The organism is Microbacterium sp. (assembly GCF_052099035.1).
Classification (GTDB): Bacteria; Actinomycetota; Actinomycetes; order Actinomycetales; family Microbacteriaceae; genus Microbacterium.
Map to the genome: position 1 here is coordinate 33,987 of NZ_JBQDSX010000007.1, position 23,352 is coordinate 57,338.

The following is a 23,352-nucleotide window of genomic DNA, read 5'->3' on the forward strand; positions in this document are numbered from 1 at the left end:
GCGGCGCGAGCACACGGGCTCGCGCCGCCTTCCGCATGAAAGACAGGCATTCGAGACAGACGCATGTTCAGACAGTTATTCCGCAATCGTGTGCTGCGCCGGATTCTCGCAGCCATCGGCACGCTCCTGGGCGTGGCCGTCTTCGTCTTCATCATGCTCAGGGCCATTCCCGGCGACCAGATCACCGCTGGTCTCGGGACAGAGGCCGCAGCGCTCACCCCCGCCCAGCGCGCGGCTCTTGAGGCGTACTACGGACTCGACCAGCCGCTGCTCATGCAGTTCTTCAGCTGGCTGGGGAACATCTTCACCGGCAACCTCGGATATTCCTCTCGTGCGCAGACGAGTGTTCTCGACCTCACCGCTGCTGCACTGCCGGTCACGCTGGAACTCGCGATCTTCTCGATCATCCTGGCCCTGGTCATCGGAATCCCGCTGGGCATGATGTCGGCATCCAAGCCCGACTCGGTCAGGGACGGCGCCGGTCAGATCGTCGGCCTCGCCGGACTCTCGATTCCCGCGTTCCTCCTCGGAACCGCGCTGCTCGCCGTGCTCGCCTCCTCGTTCGGCTTCAACCCGAACGGGCAGCGGTACGCCACCCTCTTCGAGGATCCGCTTCTGAACCTTCAGCAGATGCTGCTGCCCTCGATCGTGCTCGGCTTCGGCATCGCCGCGCCCATCATGCGCACGACCCGCACGGCAGTGCTCGAGATCCGCGCCAATGACTTCATCCGCACAGCCAAGGCCAAGGGCGTGCCGTCGCGCAGGCTGCAGGTGCGGCACGTGCTGCGCAACGCTCTGGTTCCGATCGTGACGATGACCGGTCTGCAGTTCGGCTACCTCCTCGGCGGGGCCGTCGTGGTCGAGCAGATCTTCTCGCTCCCGGGCATCGGGCGGCAGGTGCTGCTCGGCATCCAGCAGAAGGAGTACGCGCTCGTCCAGAGCACCGTGCTGGTGATCGCGCTCGCCTTCGTCATTGTGAACCTGCTCACCGACCTGCTCTATCGGGTCATCGATCCCCGGGTGCGTGTGGCATGACCGACATCTCTACGACTCCAGCTCTCGCCCCCGGCGGCGGCCGCACGCTCGAACGAGTGAAGCTGCTGCTGCGCAGCCGCAGCGGCCTGATCGGTCTCATCCTCGTGGTGCTGCTGGGGTTGCTCAGCCTCGCCTCCGCCTTCGGGCTGCTGCCGTTCGATCCGCTCGCGCAGGATCCGCCATCGCGCATGCAGCCACCGTCGGCGACCCACTGGTTCGGAACCGACCAGTTCGGTCGTGACGTGTTCTCACGCGTCGCGGCAGGAGTGGCGAACTCGGCACTCATCTCGGTCGTCGCTGTCGCGTTCGCCACGGTCGTCGGCACCGTCTGCGGTCTTATCGCCGGTTTCTACCGCGGGTTCTCAGACGGCGCGATCACCGCGGTCACGAACGTGCTGTTCGCCTTCCCGCCGCTGCTGCTCGCGCTCTCGCTCGCCTCGGTCTTCGACCGCAACTGGTTCACCATCGCTGTCGCCATCGCGATCGTGTACGTGCCGATCTTCATCCGCGTTACGCGCGGTCCGGTGCTGTCGCTGCGCGAGATCGAGTATGTGAAAGCGGCGAGGAGCACAGGTCAAGGCCGCATGGCCACGATGTTCCGGCATGTGCTGCCCAACATCACCTCGATCATCATCGTGCAGGTGACGCTCTCGCTGTCGTGGGCAGTGCTCACCGAGGCATCACTGAGCTTCCTCGGCCTCGGGACACCTCCTCCGGCGCCGTCCCTCGGATCGATGATCTTCGAAGCGCGCACCCTGGTGACCATTGCCCCGTGGACGATGATCGCGCCGGGCGTCGTCGTGGTGCTCCTCGTCGTGGGTCTCAACCTGCTGGGCGACGGGCTGCGCGACAGCCTCGACCCGCGGAACAGAGGAAAGAAATGACCGAGAACCTCTCCGCCCTCGCGACAGAGGTGAGCGACCCCCGTTTCGCCGACCTCGACCGCATGTCGGTCGCCGAACTCGCCCAGACGATGAACGAAGCGGACGCGACGGTGCCCGCCGCCGTGCAACGCGCACTGCCGCGGATCGTGCCTGCGATCGAGGCCACAGCGCAGCGGATGGCTCTGGGAGGCCGGCTCGTCTATGTGGGTGCGGGAACCCCTGGACGCATCGGTGTGCTTGACGCATCCGAGTGCCCGCCCACCTTCAGCACTCCGCCTGAGCTGGTCTTCGCGATCATGGCCGGTGGCCCTCGTGCGATCGTGAACCCGGTCGAGGGCGCGGAAGACGACGCGGATGCCGGGGCTGCGGCGATCGATGCGGCAGACATCGGTCCGCTCGACACCGTGATCGGCATCGCGTCCAGCGGACGCACTCCCTACGTCGTGGCTGCCGTGCGTCGGGCGCGTGAGCGCGGAGCGCTTACTGTCGGTCTCTCCTGCAACGCCGGGGCCGTCCTGAGTGAAGCAGCGGAGCACGGTATCGAGGTCGAGGTCGGGCCCGAGGTGCTCTCCGGATCGACCAGGCTCAAATCCGGAACAGCGCAGAAGCTCGTGCTGAACATGTTCTCGACCATCGTCATGGTGCGCCAGGGCAAGGCGTACGGAAACCTGATGGTCGACCTGAAAGCGACCAATCACAAGTTGCGCGAACGCGCGATCCGCATGGTGCAGACCATCGCCGATGCCACGCGCGAGGGGGCGGTGGGAGCGTTGGAAGCATCCGAATTCGATGTGAAAGTCGCGGCCATCATGCTGATGCGCGAGGACGACCTCGCGGCTGCACGCGAGCGGATCGCATCGGCGAACGGACGACTGCGGACAGCTTTGGAGGAGGACTGATGCGTGTACTCGGTGTGATCTCGGGAACGTCTCACGACGGGATCGACGCGGCGGTGGTGGATTTCGCAGCCGCAGGCGGCGCGGTGTCTGGCACGGTGCTCGCCGCAGACAGCATCCCCTATTCGGACTCGCTGCGGGCCAGGCTGATCGCGGCTCTGCCGCCGGCGCAGACCACCCTTGCCGAGGTCTGTGAGCTCGACACCCTGATCGGTCAGGAGTTCGCCGAGGTCGCAGCGCGCATGGCCGCTGAGGTCGGCGGGGTCGATGCGGTGTGCTCGCACGGTCAGACCGTCTATCACTGGGTGGATGGCGCGCACGCGCTGGGCACTCTGCAGATCGGGCAGCCGGCCTGGATCGCGGAGCGCGTCGGTGCTCCGGTGGTTTCGGACATCCGCATCCGTGACATCACTGTCGGAGGCCACGGAGCTCCTCTGGTGTCGTTCCTCGATGAGCTGCTGCTGCGTTCGCGCGCAGGGGTGGCGGCTGCCCTCAACCTCGGCGGCATCTCGAACATGACCGTCGTCGGACCCGAGAGCCTGGTCGCGTACGACATCGGCCCGGCGAACGCGCTGGTCGACGCGGTGATCGCGACCTACGGCCTCAACCCTCTCGGCTATGACGAGGACGCGCGCATCGCGCAGTCCGGCAACGTCGACGAGGAGCTGCTCGCGCTGCTGCTCGCCGACGAGTACTACGCGCTGAATGCGCCGAAGAGCACGGGCAAGGAGCACTTCCACCTCGGCTATGTGCGCGAGCACGTCGCACGCCTCGGCCGCGACATCCCGATCGCCGATCTCGTGCGCACGCTGACAGAGCTGACGGTCCGCACGGTCGCTCAGGATGTCCGCAGCGCCGGCATCGAGTTCCTCGCGGTCTCGGGCGGCGGATGCCACAACCCACTCCTGCTCGACGGTCTGCGCGCCGCTCTGCCCGAGACCGAGGTCGTCCTCGCCGACGAGCTCGGCGCACCGGCGGACAGCAAAGAGGCGATCCTGCTCTCGCTCATCGGCTGGTGCACGCTGCATGGGATCCCTGCGATCGTTCCCGGTGGAACGGGGGCGCGCGAACCGCGCATTCTTGGCACCATCACCCCCGGCGCAGGTCCCCTTGCGCTGCCGGCGCCGCTGGCGGGAATCGACACGCTGACGCTGACGGAGGCTCCGCGATCGTGAGTCTCCAGGTGCGTCGCGCGACCCCGGACGATCTGTCCGGGGTGTGTGAGGTGTTCCTCGGATGCTGGCGCGAGAGCTACCGCGGCATCCTGCCGGACGACGCGATCACCGCGATGACCGACGAACGCGCCGAGGCATTGTGGCGGCGGGTGCTCGCCTCCGCTGAGGGCGTCGTGCTGGTCGCCGAGCGTGACCGTGAGCTGCTCGGCATCACCCGCTACGCCGTGACCGCGGCGATGGGCGCGGTGCACTCGCTGTATGTGGCGCCACACGCACACGGCGGTGGCATCGGCAAGGCGCTGCTGGAGGCGGCGTCGGACGCGCTGCGCGAAGCGGGCGCGACCGAGGCGCGCCTGTGGGTCTTCGCTGCCAATGCCCCCTCCATCGCGTTCTATATCGCGCGCGGGTGGACACCGGACGGTGAGACCCGCATTCAAGAGGAGTTCGGCCAGCTCGAACAGCGCATGAGTCGGGAGTGGGCATGAGTGCCGTCGTGCGGTTGCGCGCGCTGCGGGTGCCGTCTCCGCTGGTTCGGCCGTTCATCACCGCGGTACGCCGCACCGATCAGGTGGACGCTGTTCTCGTTGAAGCCACCGATGCCGAGGGGCGCACGGGTTGGGGAGAAGCGGCCGTCAGCTGGCGAGTGACCGGCGAGAGTGCGCAGAGCGTTGCGGCCGTCGTAGCGGGCCCGCTCGCCGACGTCGTCATCGGTTTCGATGCTGCCGACCCGGCTCTTGCGCACGGACTGGCCGACGCGGTGTGGGGAAACGCCGCTGCGCGGAGCGCCGTCGAATGCGCCATCGCCGACCTCGCCGCGCAAAACACCGGTGCACGTATGGCTGATGTGCTGGGTTCCGGGGCGGCACGCAGCATCCGCACCGATATGACGCTTTCGGCCGCGCCCCCGCGCGAGCTCGCTGCACGTGCCGCGGCACACGTGGCGCAGGGCTTCGGGTGCCTCAAGGTGAAGGTCGATGCGGCGATGGATGTGCGCTCTTCCCTCCGCTCCGTGCGCGCCGAGGTCGGGCGCGGGATCGAATTGCGCATCGATGCGAACCAGGCGTGGGACGCTGCGACCGCGATCGGCATCATCCGTTCCTGCGAAGACGATGACCTCGACCTGACGCTCGTCGAGCAGCCTGTTCCCGCGCATGACCTGGGCGCACTGGCTCGTGTCAACGCTGCCGTCGAGACACCCGTGATGGCGGATGAGAGCGTGCGTACCGCCCGAGATGTGCGGGCGATCGCCGAGCGGGGAGCCGCCGGGCTCGTGAACATCAAACTTGCCAAGACCGGTGGCCTCCGTGAAGCGCTCGCCGCCGCACGCGCAGCGCACGACGCGGGACTCGGAGTGATCTTCGGCTGCATGATGGAGTCGCATGTCGGCGTCGGTGCGACGGCTCAGCTCGCCGCCGCGTTCGCACCGGATCTGGTCCACGACCTGGATGCGGCGCTGTGGCTGCGCCGCTCGCCGGTGTCCGGCGGCATCCGCTACGACCGCGACCGACTCGTGCTCTCTGATGGGGCGGGTCTGGGCATCACAGGGCTTGCGCCCGATCTGCAGGCGGAGGTGCTCGCATGAGCGCGACGCGGGCGGCACGGGCGGTCCTCGACGTCGACTCGCCACCGCTCGGTGCAGTCGTGGGCATGATCCGTGGGGACGCGCGCGACACCGCAGCTGCGGGGTTCGCGAACACTACCGGTGAGCCGATGACCACCGACGCGCTCTTCGACATCGCCTCGGTGACGAAGGTCGCAGCGACCACCACGGCTCTGCTCCGGCTGGTCTCTCTCGGGCTCGTCGACCTCGATGCGCCCGTCTCCCGGTACGTGCAGAGCGCCGCGTGCACGCCGCAGGCGACAGTGCGTCATCTGCTGCAGCACCGTGCAGGACTGTGGGAATGGCAGCCGCTGTATCTCGATGATCGCGATCCGTGGGTGCAGATCGATGCGCTGCCGCTGCGATACGCCTCGGGTGAGTCGCGCCACTACTCAGACCTCGGGTTCATGCTGCATGGCCGCATCATTGCCGAGGTCACCGCGATGCCGTTGGACGCGGCGATCCGTGAGCTCGTGACGGAACCTCTGGGACTCACGCGCACCGGCTATCTGCCTGCTTCGGATGGACAGCTCATTGCGGCCAGTGGGTGCGGCGACGCGACGGAGCGCCGCATGGTCGAGGCTCGCGAGCCGTATCCGATCCTCACCCACCGCCGCGACTTCGACTGGCGGGTGGGTGAGATCTCCGGTCACGTTAACGACGGCAACGCCTTCCATGCCCTGCACGGAGTCTCAGGCCACGCCGGCCTCTTCTCCACGGTCGACGATCTGCTGACTCTGGGGTCGGCTCTGGCCTCCGCCGACCAGCACGTCGATCTGTGGCATCCGGATGCTGTCGCGGATGTGTTCCGCGACGGGCCTGACGCCGGCCAGGCGCTCGGCTGGCGGAGCGAACGCGCGAGCATCGACGGTCGAGAAGAGCGGATGCTGTGGCATCCGGGGTTCACCGGGTGCGCACTCGGCTTTCTCCCCGGTGACGGCACTGCCGTCGTCGTCCTCACCAACCGGCTGCTCGCCACCGCAGCCCCCGCAACGACCGAGGCGCTCTGGCGCCAGGCACTTCCTGTACTCCTGGGCGACGCACAGCCCCGCACCACCGAAGGAACGAGAACACCATGAGCACTACCGAGCCCGTGCTGAGCATCCGCGATCTCTCTGTGAGCTTTCGATCCGGGGCGGAACTGGTCAGTGCGATCAGAGATGTCAATATCGATGTCGCTGCGGGTGAGACGGTGGCGATCGTGGGTGAGTCAGGGTCGGGCAAGTCGACCACGGCGGCTGCCGTCAACCGACTCCTCCCCGAGAACGGCGTCATCACCGCCGGCAGCATCCGCTTCGACGGGCGTGAGCTCACCGATCTCAGCGAGAACGCCATGGTGACGCTGCGCGGCGCCGGAATCGGACTCGTCCCGCAGGACCCGATGTCGAACCTCAACCCGATGATGCGCGTCGGTGATCAGATCGGCGAAGCACTTGAGGTGCACGGATACACGAGCGGCGACGCGACTCACACCAGGGTCGTCGAACTGCTCGAGATGGTCGGAATCGCGGATGCCGCCCAACGCTCTCGCCAGTACCCGCACGAGTTCTCCGGCGGAATGCGTCAGCGTGTACTCATCGCCATGGGGCTTGCCTGCAAACCGCGCCTGCTCATCGCCGATGAGCCGACTTCAGCGCTCGACGTGACCGTGCAGCGGCGTATCCTCGACCAGCTCGATGCGCTGACCGACGAGCTCGGCACGGCCGTCTTCCTGATCACGCACGACCTGGCGCTCGCCGCAGAGCGGGCCGATCGGATCGTGGTCATGTTTCGCGGCAACATCGTCGAAGAGGGTACCTCGTCTGAGGTGCTCGGCAACCCGCAGCATGAGTACACGAAGCAGCTTCTGGCAGCAGCTCCCAGCCTGTCCTCCGAGCGGGACCCGCTTCCGGTGCGGGAGCTCATCATCGACGACGAGCCGTTCGTCACCGTCCGTGAGCTGCGCAAGGAATTCGCGCTGCGCTCGCCGAGGCCGGGGGAGCCGCAGACGTTCACTGCCGTCGACGGGGTGAGCTTCGACATCCGCCGAGGCACGACCGTGTCGATTGTGGGGGAGTCCGGCTCTGGCAAATCGACCACCGCGAACCTCGTGCTCGGGCTCGACGACGTCACCAGCGGGTCGATCCTCTTCGACGGCGTCGACCTCGCAGGCCTTCGTCGCAAAGAGCTCTTCGCGCTCCGCCGTCGGGTGCAGCCGGTGTTCCAGAATCCGTACGCGTCGCTCGACCCGCGGTACACCGTCGCCGAGTCGATTGCCGAACCACTGCGCGTGCACCGAATCGGCAGCAAGACGACCAGGAACGCCCGCGTGGCAGAGCTGCTCGAGCAGGTCGCATTGCCGGCCACGATGTCCGAGCGTCTGCCGCACGAGCTCTCTGGAGGACAGCGGCAGCGCGTCGCGATCGCCCGGGCACTTGCTCTCGAGCCAGAACTCGTCGTCCTCGACGAAGCGGTGTCGGCGCTGGATGTGCTCGTGCAGGCGCAGATCCTCGATCTGCTCGCGGATCTGCAGGGAAGGCTCGGGCTCAGTTACCTCTTCATCAGCCATGACCTCGCGGTCGTCCGCATGATCTCGGACGAGGTGCACGTGATGCAGCGCGGCAAGATCGTCGAGAGCGGCACGCCGGAGCGCATCTTCGATGCTCCGCAGCATCCGTACACGCAGGAGCTGCTGGCGGCCATTCCGGGTGCGAATCTCGCGAGCTGAGCTGCCGGACTCAGCGCTTGTCGTCGTCCCAGGGGCCTTCCCACCAGTTGCCCGAGCGGCCGTCGTCGCCCTTGCCGCCCCGTCGCGAGCGCACGAACTGCCAAACGATGACCGTCAGCGCCGACAGACCGATCAGGATGAACACGAGGAACATCATGTCGTTCTGGGTCATGGTCGCTTCCCTTCCGCGGCATCCGCCACGATCTTCTCGATGCGCGCCGAGCGGGTCTCCGCCCGCCGAGCCGTCGCGATGAGCGTCAGTCCGAGCTTCTTGACCGACTTCGGAAAGGCATCCCAGTTCGCACGCGCGGCGGGTGAAGCATCCAGCGCCGCGGCGAGTTCCTCGGGCTCGATCCCGGCTTCGGGACCATCGAGCATCTCCCAGGTGCCATTGGCCTTCGCCACCTCGATCGCACGGATGCCGGCCGGCGCCAGCAGTCCGTCGGCTTCGAGTGAAGCAAGGCGTGCCTTGTTCGTCGCAGCCCATCCGCTCGACGGACGTCGCGGGGAGAACCACTGACCGTTGCCCTCGGAGAACGTCCGCGTCGGCCCATCGATCCAACCGAAGCACAGGGCTTGGCGTACGGCATCGTCGTATTCCATCGACGCGTTCGCGCCGCGCACATTCAGAAGCCACACCCCGACAGCGGTGGCGTGGTGCTCCTCGAGCCAGGCGCGCCATGCCGTGGCATCCGCCACCGTGATCCGTTCGCCGTCGTCGAGAACGCCCATGTCGCAGCCCGTCAGCCTCAGACGGTGCGGATCGTCTCGGTGATGGTGGGCAGGAGGTCTGCGACCGAGTCGACGATCTCATCCGGGCGGAATGGATACTTCTCGATCTCGTTCTGATCGCTGATTCCGGTGAGAACGAGCACGGTGTGCAGGCCCGCTTCGATGCCGGCGACGATGTCGGTGTCCATGCGGTCGCCGATCATGCCGGTGCGCTTGGAGTGCGCGCCGATCTTGTTCAGCGCCGAACGGAACATCATCGGGTTGGGCTTGCCGACCACGTACGGCTCCCGACCGGTGGCCTTCGTGATGAGTGCAGCGACGGCGCCGGTCGCGGGCAGGGGGCCCTCGGGGCTGGGACCTGTGGCATCCGGGTTGGTGATGATGAAGCGCGCACCCCTGTTGATCAGGCGGATCGCCCGTGTGATCGCCTCGAATGAATAGGTGCGGGTCTCGCCGACGACGACGAAATCGGGATCGGTTTCGGTCATCACGAAACCGGCATCGTGCAGGGCGGTGAGGATGCCGGCCTCGCCGATGACGAACGCCGAACCACCCGGCACCTGCTGCTGCAGGAACGCGGCCGTCGCGAGCGCCGAGGTCCAGATGCGCTCTTCGGGTACGTGCAGTCCGCTCGCACGGAGCCGCGCGGACAGGTCGCGCGCGGTGTAGATCGAGTTGTTCGTCAGAACCAGGTACGGGATGCCGTTGCTCTCCCAGCCCGCGAGCATCTCGGACGCTCCGGGGATGGCGTCGTTCTCATGGACGAGCACGCCGTCCATGTCGGTGAGCCAGCATTCGATGTCATCACGGTGTGCCATGTGCTCAGCCTATTGGTCGGGTGCGGTTCGCAACTCCTCAGAGACGGCGCAGATACGGAGGCAGGGGCCGGGATTTCGGCATCCGCAGCACCTGGGAGATCGATCCTTGAGGAGTTGAGAACGCTCAGGCGGTGAACTCGGGCGGTCCCGGATGCTACGCCGTGAGCCAGATGGCCTCAGCCGCGCCATCGGGCAGGGTGACCCGGGCGCCGTCGAGCTCGATGCCCTCGGCGGTCACGATGACCGTGTGCCCGACGCCGAGTCCGGATGCCTCGATCTCGCGCAGCAGTGCAGGGTCGCGGTCATCGACCCGCAGCACGCGCCCCGTGTGCCCGACCGGGGCTTCCGCCAGCAGCACGAACGGTTCGCGGACGACCGTGCCCGCGGCATCCGGAATCGCGTCGCCGTGCGGGTCGAATCGGGGATGGCCGAGGCGGGAGTCGATGCCCTCGAGCAGCCGGTCGCTGATGGTGTGCTCGAGGACTTCGGCTTCGTCGTGCACCTCGTCCCAGGAGTAGTCGAACTCCTGCACGAGCCACGTCTCGATCAGGCGATGACGGCGCACCATCGCCAGCGCTCGTGCCTCACCCGTCGGTGTCAGCCGCACCGCACCGTAGGGCACGTGCGAGACGAGGCCTGCGGCTGCGAGCTTCTTGACCATCTCGGTCACGCTCGACGGCGCGATGCCGAGCTTCGCGGCGAGCTGCGACGGAGTGATCGGGGAATCCTGCCACTCGGTGTGCGCGTAGACGGTCTTCAGATAGTCGTCAGCTGCCGGGGATGCCACGACTTCAGCCTACGCGGCCACTCGACGAATTCGTCGGCGCCCCCTCGCGTCGTCCGCGCCCCCTCTGATTTGCGTGGGCGGGAGGGGGCGTCGGCGGGCAGAGGGGGCGTGGACGTCGACCGCGCAAGCAGGAAGGCGCCGACGGCCGAGTACGCTGACACAGTGACCGAGACCCCCGAGCGCAGCACCCACGGCCTTGGCCCCTGGGAGGGTGAGTGGCCCGAGGGCGACCAGTACGACCCCGAGTTGCTTGAGCACGGCGACACCCGTAATGTCATCGACCGCTACCGGTACTGGCGTATGGAGGCGATCGTCGCCGACCTCGACACGCAGCGGCATTCGTTCCACGTCGCGATCGAGAACTGGCAGCACGATATGAACATCGGCTCGATCGTGCGCAGCGCCAACGCGTTCCTCGCCGACACCGTGCACATCGTCGGCCGTCGTCGCTGGAACAAGCGCGGAGCCATGGTCACCGACCGCTACCAGCACGTCATCCACCATGAGGATGTCGCCACGTTCGCGGCGTGGGCTGCGGGCGAGGGCATCCCGATCATCGCGGTCGACAACGTCGCCGGAGCCGTTCCGGTTGACAAGGCCGACCTCCCGGAGCGCTGCGTGCTGCTGTTCGGTCAGGAAGGGCCCGGGCTCACCGACGAGGCGATCGCCGCGGCATCCGGTCACATCGAGATCACCCAGTACGGGTCGACGCGATCGATCAACGCGAGCGCGGCAGGCGCCGTGATCATGTACGAGTGGTGCCGCCGCTACGCGAGTTGAGCGTTTCAGTCGCGTTGGATTCCGAACGTGTGACGCATGAGCGCATTGACGTCTGAGTCCAGGCGGTCGAGCCGGTGATGGATGCCCTGGATCTCGGTGCGGATAATCCGCACGAACATCGTCGACATGAGCGTGATCATGCCGAACATCCCCGCGGCGAAGACGCCGATGAGCGTCCATACCTGCGGTTCGGTCATGGTCAGCATCCTTCCATTGTGGTCGCAATGAGACCAGGATGCCAGCGTCTGACGACGCTGCCTTCCGCTAGCCCGCGATCCGTGGACAAGTGACGAAGGCATCGCGATGTGGAGCATGGGTGACTACGCGTCTGCCCGCAGCCAGCCGCCGGTCTTCACGCGCCAGCCGAGAGTTGCGAAGCGGGCGAGGAGAAAGACGCCGAAGAATGCCACGGCCAGCCACGTGACTCCGGCCGTCCCGGAAACGCCGACCATGATGATGATCATGAGCGCAGGGATGAACGGCACGAGGTTCAGCGCACCGGCGATCGCGAGGTAGCGGACATCGCCTGATCCCATCAGTACCCCGTCGAGCACGAATACGATCCCGGCGATCGGCTGGGCGACGGCGAGCACGATGAGGGCGGGCTGGATGAGTGCGGCAAGGACCGGGTCACCCGTGAACGCCAGACCGATCACTCCCGACAGCGCGCCGATGATCACGCCGACGACCACGCCGAACCAGGCCCCCCACGCGACGGTGCGGGCCAGCACATGACGGACGCCGGGGATGTCTCCGGCACCCAGACCTTTGCCGATCAGGGCTTGGGCGGCGATCGCGAGAGCATCCAACGCGAATGCCGCGGCGGAGAAGATCGTGAAGACGACCTGCCAGCCGGCGAGCTCCTCGGTGCCGATGCGGGTGGCGACGCCGACGGTGATGAGGAGAGCGGCGCGCAGGCTCACCGTGCGCAGGAACAGCCATCCACCCGATCGCGCCGACCCGCGCACGCCCTCACGCTGCGGGCGCACGGACGCGGAGTGCTTGCGGGCCAGCCGCCCGATGATGATGACGTAGGCGGCGACCATCGCCCACTGCGCGGTGACCGTCCCGATCGCGGAACCGGCGATGCCCCAGCCGAACCCGTAGATGAAGAGGAAGTTCAGTGCCGCATTCGCCCCGAACCCGAGTCCCGCGATCCACAGCGGCGTCACCGTGTCCTGCATCCCGCGCAGCAGTCCGGTCGCGGCGAACACGATGAGCATGGCCGGCAGGCCCCACATGCTGATCATCAGGTACGTGTCAGCCTGCGCTGCGACATCCGCCGTCGCACCGAACAGCGACACCAGCCATGGTGACGAGAGGGCGCCGGCAGCCGCGAGCACGGACCCGAGCCCCAGCGCCAACCACATGCCGTCGATGCCGATCGAGACGGCATCCTTGTGCTCGCCCGCCCCGAACCGGCGTGCAACCGCTGGTGTCGTCGAATAGGCGAGGAAGACCATGAGCCCGACGATCGTCTGCAGCACGGCACTGGCGATGCCGAGCCCCGCGAGCGGCACGGTTCCGAGATGGCCGACGAGCGCAGCATCCACCATCAGGAAAGCCGGCTCGGCAACCAGCGCGCCGAGAGCGGGGACGGCGAGGCGCAGGATCTCCCGGTTCAGGGTCATCTCACGGCTCACCCCTCGAGACTATGCGCTTGCGGACCTGCTCAGAGCAGCTCTGCCCGCAACTGCTCCGGTGACTTCGGCGAGAGCAGGCCGGGGGCGACGTCGAAGACCGTGTGGGCACCGATCTGGCCGGCGGCGTTCATGCGGTGCACCGCGCGAGCATAGGCGACGAGCACGCTCGCGGTGAACTCCGGATTACTGCCGAGGGTCAGCCCGTATTCGATCGTCTGCGTTGCGCCGTCTCCGGTCACGCCGCTGCGGATCACGAATCCACCGTGCGGCATCGCGGCATGGTCGCGGGCGAGCTCCTCTGCGGAGATGAACGTGACAGTGGTGTCGTAGTCGGCGAAGTAGTCCGGCATGCTCACGATCGCCTCGCGCACGGCATCCGCATCGGCCCCGTCGGCGAGCACGACGAAGCACTCGCGAGTGTGCTTCTGCCGGGTGGTGAGCGTCGGGCGCTCGCCCGAGCGGACGGATGCGACGGCATCCGCACTGGGCACCGTGTACTGCACGCCGCCGGCGACGCCATCGACTCGGCGGATCGCATCGGAGTGCCCCTGGCTGAGACCCCGACCCCAGAACGTGTAGGTGTCACCGTCCGGGAGCAGCGATTCGCCGAAGACGCGGTTCAGCGAGAACATACCGGGGTCCCATCCGGCCGAGATGAGTGCGGTGGTGCCGGCGGCTCGCGAGGCAGCATCCACGGCGGCGAAATGCTCGGGAATTCGTGCGTGCGTGTCGAAACTGTCGACGATGGTGAAGCGCGCGGCGAGCTCGGGAGCTTGCACGGGCAGGTCGTTCTTGGATCCGCCGCAGAGGATCAGCACGTCGACGTCGTTCGCGTAGTCGGCGAGCGCCTCCATCCGGTGGGCGGATGCTGCGCGTGTGAGCACATCGGCAGGATCGCGCCGGGTGAAGACGCCGACGAGGTCCATGTCTTCGCTGCGCTCGATTGCGGCCTCGACGCCGCGGCCGAGGTTTCCGTAACCGACGATTCCAATGCGGATCGGGGTGCTCATGCGCGGTCTCCTTCGGTGGGGGGCAGAATGCCCCAGCGTATCGAAGCGGTGCACGCCGCTCGCATCGACCCGATCCGCGCACGATGTCGCACCACCCGCATAGGCTGGACGGCATGAGTGATGTGCTTCCCGCCGGTCTCGCGACCGAAGAATTCAGCTCCGACATCCGCCCGCAGGACGACCTGTACCGCTACGTCAACGGCGCGTGGCTCGATCGCACCGAGATTCCCGGTGACAAGGCGCGCTGGGGATCGTTCCACCTCCTCGCCGAGCAGGCCGAGAAGGACGTCCGGGCGATCATCGAAGAGTCGCAGGATGCCGCGGAAGGCACCCTCGAGCGCAAGATCGGCGACCTCTTCACGGGCTTCATGGACACCGCGCGCATCGACGCCGCCGGCATCCAGCCCCTGCAGGAGACTCTTGCCGAGATCGACGCGGTCGACAGCATCCCCGCCCTGCTCGCGCTCGCCGGCGCGTACGAGCGCGATGGTCGCGCCCACATGATCGGCCTCTACGTCGATGGCGACCCGGGCGACCCCGAGCGCTACGTGCCGATCCTGGTGCAGTCCGGGCTCTCGCTTCCCGACGAGAGCTACTACCGCCTCGACAACTTCGTCGAAACCCGCGCCGCGTATCGCGCGCACCTCGAGCGTCTCCTCGCCCTCGCCGACATCGCGGATGCCGCAGGAGAGGCCGAGCGGGCGTTCGCGCTCGAGACCGCGATCGCCTCGCACCACTGGGACAACGTCCGCAGCCGAGACGCGGTAGAGACGTACAACCTCAAGTCCTGGGATGACTTCCAGGCGCTCGTCGGCGTCGACCTTGCCCCGTGGCGCGATGCCGTCGGCCCGACCAACCCGGATGCCTTCACCGAGGTCGTCGTCAGCCAGCCGAGCGCCTTCGAGGGCCTCGGGTCCCTGCTCACCGCCGAGCACCTCGACGATTGGAAGGCCTGGCTGCGCGGACAGGTCGTGCATGCCGCCGCCGCGTTCCTCACCGACGACTTCGTGCAGGAGAACTTCTCTTTCTACGGCACCGAGCTCACCGGCGTCCCCACGATCCGCGAACGCTGGAAGCGCGGTGTCTCGCTCACCGAGGGCGCACTCAGCGAAGCGATCGGTAAGGTCTATGTCGAGCGGCACTACCCGCCGACGGCCAAGGCTGCGATGGATGAGCTCGTCGGAAACCTCATCGAGGCGTACCGGCAGAGCATCACGACCCTGGAGTGGATGAGCCCGGAGACGCGCGAGCGGGCTCTGGCGAAGCTCGATGCGTTCACCCCGAAGATCGGCCACACCGAGGTCTGGCGCGACTATTCGGCGCTCGAGATCGATGCGGATGACCTCTTCGGAAACGTCCGTCGCGCGAACATCTTCGAGCACGACCGCAACGTCGACAAGATCGGAAAGCCGATCGACCGCGATGAGTGGCACATGCCGCCGCAGATGGTCAACGCGTACTACAACCCGTCGATGAACGAGATCGTGTTCCCGGCGGCGATCCTGCAGTACCCCTTCTTCGACGCGTCCCGCGACGCGGCCGCGAACTACGGCGGAATCGGCGCGGTGATCGGCCACGAGATCGGTCACGGCTTCGATGACCAGGGCAGCCGCTACGACGGATCCGGCAAGCTCGACGACTGGTGGACGGATGCTGATCGCTCAGCGTTCGAGGAGCGCACGAAGGCCCTCATCGCGCAGTACGACGCACTCGTCCCGGTTGGTCTGCCGGAGGAGAATCACGTCAACGGCGCGCTCACGATCGGCGAGAACATCGGTGACCTCGGCGGGCTCGGCATCGCGCTGAAGGCCTACGAGCTGTCGCTGGGCGGCGCGGACGCCCCCGTCATCGACGGGCTCACCGGCGTGCAGCGGCTGCTGCTCAGCTGGGCGCAGGTCTGGCAGCAGAAGAGCCGGGATGCGGAGACGATCAGGCTCCTCACGATCGACCCGCACTCGCCGAATGAGTTCCGCTGCAACCAGATCGTGCGCAACATCGATGCGTTCTACGAGGCCTTCGGCGTGACCGCCGATGACGCTCTGCACCTGCCGAATGATCAGCGTGTGACGATCTGGTGACTGTTATCCACAGGCGGTGAACTGCGCTCGGCGGGCGGGGTTACGATAGCCAGTGCCATCTCGGCTGTGCCGATGACGGCATCCCCCCAAAACCTTCCCGGGAAGGAATACTCGTGGGCTCTCCCCCGCCCCCCGAGCCAGTAGAAGGAACGGCGACGCTGCGCCGATCTCAACGCAGCAGAACCCGTCGTCTGCCGCGCCGTGCCGCCGTCGGGCGGCGGTCGTTCACCTCGACGATGCGTGCGCTGGAAGAGCTTGCGGATGCCGGCGCGCAGGTTTCTGTCCACGTCAAGGATCTCGATACCGAAGCCCAGGTGCTCACCGGGGATGATCATGTGACGCTCCCGATCGCAGGCCTCGGCGTCGTGCCGCTGCTCATCGAAGTCGCTGCGCGGTTCGAGGCGGGAACCCTGGACCCGCTGGAGATTGTTGATCGTTCATCGACGGATGCCGTGACGACATCCGGAGTGTGGCGCAATCTGCGCACCCCCGTGCTGCCGCTCACCGACCTCGCGACCCTGGCAGCTGCGACCGGAGATCCGATCGCGGTCAACATCCTGCTCCAGCAGGTCGGACACCATCGCGTGCGCGAGCGGATCGAGTCGCTGGGCCTGCGGCGGACGGCCATCCTTGACCGCTTCCGCGACGAGCGCGGTCCCGACGATGCTCCGCAGGTCGCCGTCGGCACCACTCGTGAACTCGCGGGACTGTTCTCGGCGCTGGTGAACTCACAGGTCGTGGATGCTGCGGTGAGCGTCCAGGTCTCGGAGTGGCTGAGCCTGAATCACGATCTGAGTCTCGTCGCGGCATCCACCGGTCTTGACCCGTTCTCCCATGACCACGATGCTCATGGACTGCTGTTCATCAACAAGACCGGACGGGACCGCGGCGTCCGCGCCGAGGCGGGCGTGCTCGCAGGTCCTCGCGCCGGAATCTCCTATGCGATGGTCGTCGGTTTCGATGACCTGTCGATCGCGCATCGCCTTCGCGTGCACGACGCATTCCGCACGCTGGGCGTCGAGCTCATGGAGTACGCGCACTGACGTCCGGGCGCTGCGCCCTCAGAACGGACCGAACCGCCGCTGCGGGTCGAGCGCCTGCACGACCGGTTCGAGCGCGTCGGCGAGGCTGTCGAGCTGTGCCTCGCTGAGCTGGTCGAGCACGAGCCGGTGCACGGTATCGAAATGCCCCGGTGTTGCCAGCACGAGCTGGCGACGCCCCTGTTTCGTGAGCGTCAACTTCACGCTGCGGCGATCCTCCGTGCTCTCCTGACGTTCGATGAGCCCGCGCTGCTGCAGCCGACTCGCAACCTTCGAGGCGCGGGGGAGTGCCGCATTCGTCGCCGCGGCGAGGTCGCTCAGCCGCATCGCACCCTGCCGCTGCAGCACGGTGAGCAGGATGAATTCGTAGTGCGTCATCGAAGAATCGCGCTGCAGTTGAGCATCGAGAGCCACGGGCAGCAGCTCAGCGGTACCGGTGAGCGCGAGCCAGGCCCTGGACTGCTGCGGGGTCATGCGTGAGAGAGGTCTGGTCATGCTCCCCATTCTGCCGGGAATAGTTGCCAGGGCAAGTGGGTTGGAACAAGTAGTTGCCGCAGCAACCAGATGCTGCGACTGGGAACATTACGACTCACGAAAGGCTTCACAATGACTGCGATCACCGTCATCGGAACAGAGAACATGGGCCAGGCCATCGCCGGCATCGCCGCGGAGGGCGGCGCGAGCGTGCAGATCCTCGCGCGCGACGTCGAGAAGGCCGGGACGGCCGCGGCATCCGTCGGCGCGTCCGCTGGCGTCATCGGCGACGCGATCTCGGGGGAGATCGTCGTTCTCGCCGTCCCGTATCCCGCGCTCGCCGAGATCGCCACGACGTATGGCGACCAGCTCGCGAACAAGGTCGTCGTCGACATCACCAACCCCGTCGACTTCGCCACCTTCGATGGTCTCGTCGTACCGGCGGACTCGTCGGCTGCCGCCGAGCTCGCAGCCCTCGTCCCCGCAGCCAAGGTCGTCAAGGCCTTCAACACGAACCTCGCCGCGACCCTCGCTTCGGGTGAGCTCGGCGGCGAGCCGACTGTCGTGCAGATTGCCGGAGACGACGACGCCGCGAAGAAGCTTCTCACCGACGTGATCACCGCCGCGGGCCTGAAGGTGGCGGATGCCGGGGCACTGAAGCGTGCCCGTGAGCTCGAAGCCCTCGGCTTCCTGCAGATGGTGCTCGCTGTGCGCGAGCAGATCGGCTGGACCGGAGGATTCGCCGTTCGCGCCTGATCGCAGGACATCAGGGCGGTGCGGGTAGCCTCGTCGCATGGACGACTGGACCCCGCACCGCCGCGACGATGGCGAACTGCTCGGCTGGATCCACCCATCGGGCGACGATTGGGTGGGTGTCGACATCCTCGGGCGCACGGTCTCAGATGCTGTCGACTGGCTTGTCGCCGAGGAGATTCTCGAAGAGCACGGCCTCGCATGGCTCGCCGATCCGTGGATGCTGGAAGGCGAGGTGCTCGAGGATGACCGAGACCCCACGCGGGTCCGCATCGTCGAGGTCACGCCCGACCATGACGGCATCCAGGGGCGCATCGTCGTGAAGGTGGATGATTACGGCGATATGACGCGTCCGGCATCCGAGCCGATCGTCTTGGCGTGGCCGATTCCCGACCGACTGCGCCCGCCTCGGGCGGGCGATCCGGACGGCTTCACCCTCTGACTTCGTCCCGATAGCCGGTCAGCTGGGGAGCGAAGGATGCTTCTCGAGCGGGCGGATCTTCGGGATGAACAGCGACAGCACCAGCGCGATGGCCCCAGCAACGATCGCGAGCCAGAAGCAGACGTTGAAGGCCTCCCGCGTCGGCACGGCGATGCCGTCGACGTCGATGCTCATCGCCGCGAGTACGGCGCCCATGACGGCCGACGCGCTCGAGGTGCCCACGGAACGGAACAGGGCGTTGAGGCCGTTCGAAGCGCCAGTCTCATTGGCCGGCACCGAGCGCATGATGATCATCGGCATGGCAGCGAACGTGAAGCCGATGCCGACGCCGATCATCGCGTTGGCGATGAGGATGTGCACCCACTCCGACGACCACACGAGCACGTACACGTAGGCGATCACGATCGCTGCGCTGCCGACGGTGAACAGTGGGCGTGGGCCGATCGTGCGCTCGAGCCAGCCGGAGAGCGGCGAGAGCACCATCATCACCAGTCCCGCGGGCATGATGATGAACGAGGCGGTGAGCATGTCGAGCCCGAAGCCGGATCCCGTCTCGACGGGGAGCTCGAGCATCTGCGGGAATGTCACGTTTGATGAGAACAGGGCGAAGCCCATGCCGATCGCGGCGATGTTGGTCAGCAGCACGGCGGGGCGGGCGGCGACCCGCAGGTCGAGCAGCGGGTCCTTCGCGCGCAACTGGTACCAGCCCCACAGGAGCAGCACGAGCACTCCGCCGAGGACCAGGGCGAGGCCGACGGGTGACGTCCAGCCCCATTGCGCGCCGCGTGAGACGTAGAGCAGGAGTCCGCTCAGGCCGATCGCGAGGCCGACGGCCCCGATGATGTCGAGGCGGCCGGGGGAGAGCAGCACGTCTTCGGGAACGAACAGGAGCACCAGAACGAGGCCGGCGATGCCGAGCCCCGCGGCGAGCCAGAACAGCGAGTGCCAGTCGGCATTGATGGCGAGGTACGCGGCCAATGGCATCCCGACCGCTCCGCCGACGCCCATCGTCGCGCTCATCAGTGCGACCGCGGTGCCGAGGCGCTTGGGAGGCAGGATGTCGCGCATGATCGCGATGCCGAGCGGGATGATGCCGGTGACACCGCCCTGCAGTGCCCGACCGATGATCACTCCGACGATCGATGTCGAGAGCGCAGCGATGACGGAGCCGATGATCAGCATGATCATGAGAACGACGATGACGCGGCGCTTGCCGTACATGTCGCCCAGGCGTCCGGAAATTGGCGTGGCGATGGCGGCGACGAGCAGCGTGATCGTGACGACCCAGGTGGTGTCCTCGCGAGACGCATTCAGCAGGGCCGGGAGCTCTGCCTGCAGCGGCACGACGAGCGTGAACATGAAGGACGACGCGAGGCCGGCGAAGGCGAGAACGGCGACGGTGAGGCCGCGGTTGGGGGTGCGGGAGAGTCTCTTGCGTGCTCTCTCGTCGTCATTTCCCACCTGACCAGGCTACTGGTCAACAGTGGGGGCGGGCGCCGTCAGTCCTGCGCGAGGCGAGGCGGTGCGGTCGAGGACCGCAGGATCAGTGTCGGCTCGATCAGTGGCGCTTCGCCGAGCGGCTCGGTTCCCTCGATCTGCGCGATCACTCGCCGAGCGGCCCCCGCACCGACGGCTTCGAACGGCTGCCGCACGGTCGTGAGAGCCGGGGAGGCGTATGCCGCCAGCGCGATGTCATCGACGCTGACGATCGATACGTCATCGGGGACCGCGCGGCCCGCCTCATGCAGAGCGCGGATCACTCCGAAGGCCATCTCATCGCTGCTGACGAAGACAGCGGTGGCCCCGGGGATCGCTGCGAGTGTACGGCCTGCTCGGTAGCCCGATTCGGAAGTCCAGTCGGCGGGGATGACCGGGGGAGGCTCGATGCCGTGCTCGCGCAGCACGCTTTCCCAGGTCTCGCGGCGCTGGACACTCTCTGACCAGTACTCGTCGCCGCTGACATGCCACACGGTCTCGTGGCCGAGCGTGAGAAGGTGCTCGACAGCGAGGCGGGCAACCTCTGTCTGGTCGACGGCGAATTCGGTGTCTTCCTCGGGCGAGATCCGCACGTTCCGGGTGGAGGGGGTCCGCTCGGTCCGCGTTCTCATCAGTGGATGATCGAGAGAGACGGGAACACCGAAGATGATGCCCTCGGCGCCCTGCCGCTCCAGCAGATCGAATGCCGCGGCGATGTCTTCGATGGTGGCGTGATCCGAGACGGATGCCGTGGTCACCGTGTAGTTGTTGGCAGCAGCCACCTTCTCGATGCCGACGCCGAGCGCCGCAGTCGAGTACCGGTTCGTGCTGAGCACGATGACGCCCAGGATGCGGGTGCGGCCGGATGCCAAGGACGCCGCCGCCGCGTGCACGCGGTAGCCGAGTTCTTCGACGGCGTTGAGTACCTTGCGCGCCGTGTCAGGGCGCACGTTGCTCTGGCCGGACATCACCCGCGATACGGTCTGGGCAGAGACACCAGCGAGCCGCGCGACGTCGTTCTGATTGGGAGCGCGATCAGCGGGCGCTCGGCGGGGTGACATGCCCTCAATGCTAGTGATCGGGATGCCGCGACGCGAGTGTCTCTCGTTCTATTGATGAGATAATGTGAACGCAAACAATTTTGAGTCCTGCCGGAGGAGTTCCTAATGAATGAAGCAGTCTCGACGACCCAGGGGGAGCCGGCGCTCACCTGGCGTGACGGGCAGCTGAATCGTGACGGCAGGCCGCATCGCATCCTCGCCGGCGCCATGCATTACTTCCGCGTGCACCCCGATCAGTGGGAGGACCGCCTCCGGCGGTTGGCCGCTATGGGCGCAAACACTGTCGACACATACGTCGCCTGGAACTTCCACGAGCGCGTCGAGGGCGGCATCCGCTTCGACGGGTGGCAGGACCTCGAAGGGTTCGTCCGTCTCGCCGGTGAAGTGGGCCTCGATGTGTTCCTGCGCCCCAGTCCGTATATCTGCGCGGAGTGGTCGAACGGTGGGCTGCCCTCGTGGCTGACCGGTCGCGTGTCGGCGCTGCGCACGAGCGATCCGGAGTTCCTGGCCGCCGTCGATCGCTGGTTCGATGAGCTGATCCCGCGGATGGTGCCCCTGCAGGCGGCATACGGCGGGCCGATCGTCGCTGTGCAGGTCGAGAACGAGTACGGGTCCTTCGGGAGTGACCGTGCGTATCTCGAGCATCAGCGGGATGGACTGCGTTCGCGCGGCATCGTCGAGCTGCTCACCACCGCCGACGGCATCACCCCCGACATGGTCACCCACGGCTCCGTCGACGGTGCGATGGGAACCTTCACCTTCGGCACCGGGGTCGCCACCGCAGAAGAACTCCGCGTGCCGGGACAGGCGCTGATGTGCAGTGAGCTGTGGGGCGGATGGTTTGACCACTGGGGCGAGCAGCACCACGTGCGCGCTGCCGAGAGCATGATCGGCACGGTCGATGAACTGCTCGCCGCGGGCGGCTCGGTCAGCATTTACATGGCGCATGGCGGCACCAACTTCGGGCTGTGGAACGGCGCCAACCACTTCGGCATGCTCGAGCCGACAATCACCAGCTACGACTCGGATGCTCCGATCCACGAGGACGGATCGCTGGGGGAGAAGTTCGATGCACTGCGTGCGGCGTTCGCGCCCTTCCACGACGGCGAGCTGCCCGAGCCGCCCGCGCCGAACCCGGTTCAACCGGCACAGAGTGTTGCGCTGACTCCGGCAGCCGGCCTGCGCGCCCTCGTCGAGGCGCTCCCGGTGATCGGTGATCGCACCGCGATGCCGCAGAGCTTCGAACAGCTCGGGGCCGAAGATGGCATCGTCGTCTACCAGGCATCCATCGATGTCCCCGCAGACGCGACGATCACCATCGCCGGCCTGCGGGACCGGGCGACCCTCTACATCGACGACGAGCGCATCGGCACGATGGAGCACGACGGCGAGCACGTCCTCACGGTCTCCGGCGGTGCCCGCGTCGGCACGCTGACGATCTTCGTGGAGAGCCTCGGCCGCATCAACTACGGTCCTCACACCGGTGCGCACAAGGGCATCCTCGATGGTGTCCTGATCGGCGGCAGGCGTTTCGTGCACGGCTGGACGCATCGTGCGATCCCGCTCGAAGTGCCGACGGCATCCGCCACCGCTGCATCCGGCGTCACGGCATCCGAAATGTCAGGTCGCGACGGTCTCGCGTCCGCGACCGTCGAGGTCGCAGAGCCCGCCGACTCCTGGCTCGCCTTCCCCGGCGGGCTCAAGGGCATGGTCTGGCTGAACGGCTTCCTGCTCGGCCGCTACTGGGATCGCGGCCCGCAGATCACCCTCTACGCACCCGCACCGCTGTGGAAGGCCGGCGCCAACGAGATCGTCGTGCTCGACACCGATGGGCTTCCGGCATCCGTCGAGCTCCGCGAGGCCCCCGAATACGGGCCGGTGGAGGAGTTCATCGGGTCCTGATCACGGGACTGTGAACACGAAGAAGGGCTCGCGACCGAAGTCGCGAGCCCTTCTTTGTA

24 protein-coding genes are annotated in these 23,352 nt (G+C 67.1%); 14 read left to right on the forward strand and 10 right to left on the reverse strand.

Annotated features, from left to right (window positions below):
• Positions 1–63 precede the first annotated feature (63 nt).
• The 8 genes from ACTIAO_RS03660 to ACTIAO_RS03695 are packed head-to-tail and all read left to right on the forward strand — an operon-like array spanning position 64 to position 8,297.
• Positions 64–1,035, forward strand: coding sequence for an ABC transporter permease (locus ACTIAO_RS03660; RefSeq protein ID WP_441904914.1), 972 nt, complete (start codon positions 64–66; stop codon positions 1,033–1,035).
• Positions 1,032–1,919, forward strand: a complete 888-nt coding sequence (locus ACTIAO_RS03665; protein WP_441904915.1) for an ABC transporter permease — start codon at positions 1,032–1,034, stop codon at positions 1,917–1,919. The genes ACTIAO_RS03660 and ACTIAO_RS03665 overlap by 4 nt, the downstream gene beginning before the upstream one ends.
• The gene (gene murQ, locus ACTIAO_RS03670; RefSeq protein WP_441904916.1) at positions 1,916–2,818 is read left to right on the forward strand and encodes an N-acetylmuramic acid 6-phosphate etherase; all 903 of its coding nucleotides are present in this window, start codon (positions 1,916–1,918) and stop codon (positions 2,816–2,818) included. The genes ACTIAO_RS03665 and murQ overlap by 4 nt, the downstream gene beginning before the upstream one ends.
• Positions 2,818–3,990 carry an anhydro-N-acetylmuramic acid kinase gene (locus tag ACTIAO_RS03675; RefSeq protein WP_441904917.1) on the forward strand — a complete coding sequence of 391 codons (1,173 nt, stop codon included), beginning with the start codon at positions 2,818–2,820 and terminating at the stop codon, positions 3,988–3,990. Before murQ ends, ACTIAO_RS03675 begins: the two co-directional genes overlap by 1 nt.
• Positions 3,987–4,475, forward strand: a complete 489-nt coding sequence (locus tag ACTIAO_RS03680; RefSeq protein WP_441904918.1) for a GNAT family N-acetyltransferase — start codon at positions 3,987–3,989, stop codon at positions 4,473–4,475. The genes ACTIAO_RS03675 and ACTIAO_RS03680 overlap by 4 nt, the downstream gene beginning before the upstream one ends.
• Positions 4,472–5,572 carry a mandelate racemase/muconate lactonizing enzyme family protein gene (locus ACTIAO_RS03685; RefSeq protein ID WP_441904919.1) on the forward strand — a complete coding sequence of 367 codons (1,101 nt, stop codon included), beginning with the start codon at positions 4,472–4,474 and terminating at the stop codon, positions 5,570–5,572. Before ACTIAO_RS03680 ends, ACTIAO_RS03685 begins: the two co-directional genes overlap by 4 nt.
• Complete coding sequence (locus tag ACTIAO_RS03690; RefSeq protein WP_441904920.1) at positions 5,569–6,669, forward strand: serine hydrolase domain-containing protein; 1,101 nt, start codon at positions 5,569–5,571, stop codon at positions 6,667–6,669. The genes ACTIAO_RS03685 and ACTIAO_RS03690 overlap by 4 nt, the downstream gene beginning before the upstream one ends.
• On the forward strand, positions 6,666–8,297 hold the full coding sequence (locus ACTIAO_RS03695; protein ID WP_441904922.1) for an ABC transporter ATP-binding protein: 1,632 nt from the start codon (positions 6,666–6,668) through the stop codon (positions 8,295–8,297). The genes ACTIAO_RS03690 and ACTIAO_RS03695 overlap by 4 nt, the downstream gene beginning before the upstream one ends.
• A 10-nt stretch (positions 8,298–8,307) precedes the next feature.
• Here ACTIAO_RS03695 and ACTIAO_RS03700 read toward each other — a convergent pair whose 3' ends face one another.
• The 4 genes from ACTIAO_RS03700 to ACTIAO_RS03715 all read right to left on the reverse strand — a co-directional run bounded on the left by ACTIAO_RS03700 (position 8,308) and on the right by ACTIAO_RS03715 (position 10,634).
• Positions 8,308–8,469, reverse strand: coding sequence for a hypothetical protein (locus ACTIAO_RS03700; RefSeq protein ID WP_441904923.1), 162 nt, complete (start codon positions 8,467–8,469; stop codon positions 8,308–8,310).
• Positions 8,466–9,029 carry a YdeI/OmpD-associated family protein gene (locus ACTIAO_RS03705; protein WP_441904924.1) on the reverse strand — a complete coding sequence of 188 codons (564 nt, stop codon included), beginning with the start codon at positions 9,027–9,029 and terminating at the stop codon, positions 8,466–8,468. The genes ACTIAO_RS03700 and ACTIAO_RS03705 overlap by 4 nt, the downstream gene beginning before the upstream one ends.
• A 17-nt stretch (positions 9,030–9,046) precedes the next feature.
• Complete coding sequence (locus ACTIAO_RS03710) at positions 9,047–9,847, reverse strand: HAD-IIA family hydrolase (protein WP_441904925.1); 801 nt, start codon at positions 9,845–9,847, stop codon at positions 9,047–9,049.
• 154 nt (positions 9,848–10,001) lie between these two features.
• Positions 10,002–10,634 carry a metal-dependent transcriptional regulator gene (locus ACTIAO_RS03715; protein ID WP_441904926.1) on the reverse strand — a complete coding sequence of 211 codons (633 nt, stop codon included), beginning with the start codon at positions 10,632–10,634 and terminating at the stop codon, positions 10,002–10,004.
• A 162-nt stretch (positions 10,635–10,796) separates the two neighbouring features.
• Here ACTIAO_RS03715 and ACTIAO_RS03720 point away from each other — a divergent pair, with 162 nt between their 5' ends.
• Entirely contained in the window at positions 10,797–11,414 is a 618-nt protein-coding gene (locus ACTIAO_RS03720) for a TrmH family RNA methyltransferase (protein WP_441904927.1), read from the forward strand.
• A gap of 5 nt (positions 11,415–11,419) precedes the next feature.
• Here ACTIAO_RS03720 and ACTIAO_RS03725 read toward each other — a convergent pair whose 3' ends face one another.
• The 3 genes from ACTIAO_RS03725 to ACTIAO_RS03735 form a co-directional block, all read right to left on the reverse strand.
• Positions 11,420–11,611: a hypothetical protein gene (locus ACTIAO_RS03725; protein ID WP_441904928.1), complete on the reverse strand. Its 192-nt coding sequence runs from the start codon at positions 11,609–11,611 to the stop codon at positions 11,420–11,422.
• 123 nt (positions 11,612–11,734) lie between these two features.
• Positions 11,735–13,045, reverse strand: coding sequence for an MATE family efflux transporter (locus ACTIAO_RS03730; protein WP_441904973.1), 1,311 nt, complete (start codon positions 13,043–13,045; stop codon positions 11,735–11,737).
• A gap of 41 nt (positions 13,046–13,086) precedes the next feature.
• Positions 13,087–14,067 (reverse strand): diaminopimelate dehydrogenase, encoded by a 981-nt coding sequence (locus ACTIAO_RS03735; protein ID WP_441904929.1) that lies wholly within the window; start codon positions 14,065–14,067, stop codon positions 13,087–13,089.
• A gap of 113 nt (positions 14,068–14,180) precedes the next feature.
• Between ACTIAO_RS03735 and ACTIAO_RS03740 the strand changes: the two genes are divergently transcribed.
• Positions 14,181–16,145, forward strand: coding sequence for a M13 family metallopeptidase (locus ACTIAO_RS03740; protein WP_441904930.1), 1,965 nt, complete (start codon positions 14,181–14,183; stop codon positions 16,143–16,145).
• Positions 16,146–16,258: 113 nt separating this feature from the next.
• A complete protein-coding gene (locus ACTIAO_RS03745) occupies positions 16,259–17,188 on the forward strand; it encodes a serine hydrolase (protein WP_441904931.1) in 930 nt (309 codons plus the stop codon).
• A gap of 18 nt (positions 17,189–17,206) precedes the next feature.
• Here ACTIAO_RS03745 and ACTIAO_RS03750 read toward each other — a convergent pair whose 3' ends face one another.
• A complete protein-coding gene (locus ACTIAO_RS03750; RefSeq protein WP_441904932.1) occupies positions 17,207–17,680 on the reverse strand; it encodes a MarR family winged helix-turn-helix transcriptional regulator in 474 nt (157 codons plus the stop codon).
• A gap of 111 nt (positions 17,681–17,791) precedes the next feature.
• Between ACTIAO_RS03750 and ACTIAO_RS03755 the strand changes: the two genes are divergently transcribed.
• Both ACTIAO_RS03755 and ACTIAO_RS03760 read left to right on the forward strand, forming a co-directional pair.
• Entirely contained in the window at positions 17,792–18,415 is a 624-nt protein-coding gene (locus ACTIAO_RS03755; protein WP_441904933.1) for an NADPH-dependent F420 reductase, read from the forward strand.
• A 37-nt stretch (positions 18,416–18,452) separates the two neighbouring features.
• Positions 18,453–18,854, forward strand: coding sequence for a hypothetical protein (locus tag ACTIAO_RS03760; protein WP_441904934.1), 402 nt, complete (start codon positions 18,453–18,455; stop codon positions 18,852–18,854).
• An 18-nt stretch (positions 18,855–18,872) separates the two neighbouring features.
• Here the strand turns inward: ACTIAO_RS03760 and ACTIAO_RS03765 are convergent, their stop codons facing one another.
• A complete protein-coding gene (locus ACTIAO_RS03765) occupies positions 18,873–20,315 on the reverse strand; it encodes an MFS transporter (RefSeq protein WP_441904935.1) in 1,443 nt (480 codons plus the stop codon).
• Between the two features lie 38 nt (positions 20,316–20,353).
• Positions 20,354–21,391 (reverse strand): LacI family DNA-binding transcriptional regulator, encoded by a 1,038-nt coding sequence (locus tag ACTIAO_RS03770; protein WP_441904936.1) that lies wholly within the window; start codon positions 21,389–21,391, stop codon positions 20,354–20,356.
• 105 nt (positions 21,392–21,496) lie between these two features.
• Between ACTIAO_RS03770 and ACTIAO_RS03775 the strand changes: the two genes are divergently transcribed.
• Positions 21,497–23,293, forward strand: a complete 1,797-nt coding sequence (locus ACTIAO_RS03775; RefSeq protein ID WP_441904938.1) for a glycoside hydrolase family 35 protein — start codon at positions 21,497–21,499, stop codon at positions 23,291–23,293.
• The last annotated feature ends 59 nt before the right edge of the window (positions 23,294–23,352 follow it).

What these genes read in the sequence shown, in the direction of transcription:
- ACTIAO_RS03660 (WP_441904914.1), top strand. Translation starts at nt 64, where the DNA reads ATGTTCAGACAGTTATTCCGCAATCGTGTGCTGCGCCGGATTCTCGCA.
- ACTIAO_RS03665 (WP_441904915.1), top strand. Translation starts at nt 1,032, where the DNA reads ATGACCGACATCTCTACGACTCCAGCTCTCGCCCCCGGCGGCGGCCGC.
- murQ (WP_441904916.1), top strand. Translation starts at nt 1,916, where the DNA reads ATGACCGAGAACCTCTCCGCCCTCGCGACAGAGGTGAGCGACCCCCGT.
- ACTIAO_RS03675 (WP_441904917.1), top strand. Translation starts at nt 2,818, where the DNA reads ATGCGTGTACTCGGTGTGATCTCGGGAACGTCTCACGACGGGATCGAC.
- ACTIAO_RS03685 (WP_441904919.1), top strand. Translation starts at nt 4,472, where the DNA reads ATGAGTGCCGTCGTGCGGTTGCGCGCGCTGCGGGTGCCGTCTCCGCTG.
- ACTIAO_RS03690 (WP_441904920.1), top strand. Translation starts at nt 5,569, where the DNA reads ATGAGCGCGACGCGGGCGGCACGGGCGGTCCTCGACGTCGACTCGCCA.
- ACTIAO_RS03695 (WP_441904922.1), top strand. Translation starts at nt 6,666, where the DNA reads ATGAGCACTACCGAGCCCGTGCTGAGCATCCGCGATCTCTCTGTGAGC.
- ACTIAO_RS03700 (WP_441904923.1), bottom strand. Translation starts at nt 8,469, where the DNA reads ATGACCCAGAACGACATGATGTTCCTCGTGTTCATCCTGATCGGTCTG.
- ACTIAO_RS03705 (WP_441904924.1), bottom strand. Translation starts at nt 9,029, where the DNA reads ATGGGCGTTCTCGACGACGGCGAACGGATCACGGTGGCGGATGCCACG.
- ACTIAO_RS03710 (WP_441904925.1), bottom strand. Translation starts at nt 9,847, where the DNA reads ATGGCACACCGTGATGACATCGAATGCTGGCTCACCGACATGGACGGC.
- ACTIAO_RS03725 (WP_441904928.1), bottom strand. Translation starts at nt 11,611, where the DNA reads ATGACCGAACCGCAGGTATGGACGCTCATCGGCGTCTTCGCCGCGGGG.
- ACTIAO_RS03730 (WP_441904973.1), bottom strand. Translation starts at nt 13,045, where the DNA reads ATGACCCTGAACCGGGAGATCCTGCGCCTCGCCGTCCCCGCTCTCGGC.
- ACTIAO_RS03735 (WP_441904929.1), bottom strand. Translation starts at nt 14,067, where the DNA reads ATGAGCACCCCGATCCGCATTGGAATCGTCGGTTACGGAAACCTCGGC.
- ACTIAO_RS03740 (WP_441904930.1), top strand. Translation starts at nt 14,181, where the DNA reads ATGAGTGATGTGCTTCCCGCCGGTCTCGCGACCGAAGAATTCAGCTCC.
- ACTIAO_RS03750 (WP_441904932.1), bottom strand. Translation starts at nt 17,680, where the DNA reads ATGACCAGACCTCTCTCACGCATGACCCCGCAGCAGTCCAGGGCCTGG.
- ACTIAO_RS03755 (WP_441904933.1), top strand. Translation starts at nt 17,792, where the DNA reads ATGACTGCGATCACCGTCATCGGAACAGAGAACATGGGCCAGGCCATC.
- ACTIAO_RS03760 (WP_441904934.1), top strand. Translation starts at nt 18,453, where the DNA reads ATGGACGACTGGACCCCGCACCGCCGCGACGATGGCGAACTGCTCGGC.
- ACTIAO_RS03770 (WP_441904936.1), bottom strand. Translation starts at nt 21,391, where the DNA reads ATGTCACCCCGCCGAGCGCCCGCTGATCGCGCTCCCAATCAGAACGAC.
- ACTIAO_RS03775 (WP_441904938.1), top strand. Translation starts at nt 21,497, where the DNA reads ATGAATGAAGCAGTCTCGACGACCCAGGGGGAGCCGGCGCTCACCTGG.